A 1,544-nucleotide genomic window follows, 5' to 3' on the forward strand; every position below is an offset into this window, starting at 1 on the left:
CCCATGCTTCAACTCACCAGCAGCGAACCCCTCAGCATGGATATACGCCAACTCCTTGAGCTTCAACGCACCCTCCATCGCCACCGGGAACCCCACATGCCTGCCCAAAAACAACACACTCGGAGTCTGCGCCATCGCACGCGCTAAAGCCTTAATGTCCTCAGCCGAATCCAGAATCGTCTGGATCTTCTCCGGAATCTTATGCAAATCCGCCAAAATGTCACTGATCTGACCGGTGAACAACTGCCCCCGCAACTGCCCCAAATACAACCCCAACAAACAACTCGCCGTGATCATCGCTAAAAACGCCTTCGTCGAAGCCACCGCGATCTCCGGACCAGCATGCAAATACAACACCGCATCCGACTCCCGCGGAATCGTTGACCCATTGGTATTACAAATACTCAACGTCCGAGCGCCCTGCTCCTTCGCATACCTCACCGCCATCAGAGTGTCCATCGTCTCCCCCGACTGAGAGATCGACACCACCAGAGTGGTCTCATCAATAATCGGATCCCGGTACCGGAACTCATGCGCTAACTCGACCTCCACCGGAATCCTGGTCCAATGCTCAATCGCGTACTTCGCCACCGTGCCCGCATACGCAGCAGTCCCACACGCCAACACAATAATCTTCGACGTGTCCTTCAACTCCTGAGCACTGATCCGCAACTCATCCAAAGTCAACCGACCCGCAGCATCCGTGCGCCCCAGAAGAGTGTCCTCCACCGCCTTAGGCTGCTCATTGATCTCCTTCTCCATGAACGAGTCATAACCACCCTTCTCCGCAGCAGTAGCATCCCAATCAATATGGAACCGCTTCCCCACCGCAGGCGAACCATCAAAATTGATGATCGACACCGCCCCAGCAGTGATCGTCACAATCTGATCCTGCTCCAACTCCACCGCCTCACGGGTGAAATCAATAAACCCAGAAACATCACTGCCTAAGAAGTTCTCACCCTCACCCAAACCCACCACCAACGGCGAATTCCGGCGAGCCGCCACCACACGATCAGGCTGATCCGGGTGCACCGCCAACAACGTAAACGCACCCTCCAACTCATTAACCGCCAACCGCATCGCCTCCGTCAGATCCCCCGAGGACCGGAAAGCCTCCCCCATAAGCTTCGCCGCGACCTCAGTATCAGTCTGCGAGACAAACACATGCCCCTGCCCCACCAACCGCTGCCGCAACTGCGCAAAATTCTCAATGATCCCGTTATGGATCACCGCCAACTTCCCCTCATCACCAAAATGCGGATGCGCATTCAAATCCGTCGGCCCACCATGAGTCGCCCACCTGGTATGCCCAATACCCACCGACGCCGGAGTCAACGGAACACGCTCAACCTCAGCAATAAGATTCGCTAACTTCCCCGACTTCTTCCGCGCCTGCACCACCCCACCAGCAACAGTCGCGACCCCAGCCGAGTCATACCCCCGATACTCCAAACGCCGCAAACCCTCCATCAAAACATCCAACGCATGATGCTCAACAGACTTCTCCGGCAAACCGATATAACCAACAATTCCACACATGC

At 55.9% G+C, this 1,544-nt stretch carries 1 protein-coding gene; it reads right to left on the reverse strand.

Features of this window, described 5'->3' with window-relative positions; genetic code table 11:
- On the reverse strand, positions 1-1,542 hold a 1,542-nt coding region (gene glmS / locus FH975_RS17155), incomplete at its 3' end, for a glutamine--fructose-6-phosphate transaminase (isomerizing) (protein WP_162322202.1).
- Positions 1,543-1,544: the final 2 nt, after the last annotated feature.

The organism is Nesterenkonia haasae, from assembly GCF_010119385.1.
Lineage (GTDB): Bacteria > Actinomycetota > Actinomycetes > Actinomycetales > Micrococcaceae > Nesterenkonia > Nesterenkonia haasae.